General features: G+C 53.9%; 1 pseudogene. It reads left to right on the plus strand.

Annotation, left to right across the window (positions count from 1 at the left end):
• Positions 1-268: pseudogene (locus AAEZ18_RS18575) on the plus strand (heavy metal translocating P-type ATPase); the annotation flags it as partial.
• Positions 269-293: the final 25 nt, after the last annotated feature.

Here is a 293-nt window from a genome sequence, read left to right on the forward strand (position 1 = left end):
TACCGATGTGGCCATCGAAACCGCCGACGCAGCGCTGCTGAAAAACAGTGTTACCGATGTGGCTCACCTCGTTGCACTATCGCGTGCAACCATGGCCAACATCCATCAGAACGTGATTTTCGCGTTGGGTCTGAAGGGGGTGTTCCTGATCACCACTGTGCTGGGTATCACCGGCCTATGGTTCGCAGTGTTGGCCGATACCGGCGCAACCGCGCTGGTTACGCTGAATGCGTTACGTTTATTGCGTTTTAAGGGCGCTGTTTCCTAAATAAGGGAACTATCAAGCTCTCCTG

Source organism: Pseudoalteromonas sp. 19-MNA-CIBAN-0066, assembly GCF_040308705.1.
In the GTDB taxonomy this organism is placed as follows: domain Bacteria; phylum Pseudomonadota; class Gammaproteobacteria; order Enterobacterales; family Alteromonadaceae; genus Pseudoalteromonas; species Pseudoalteromonas nigrifaciens.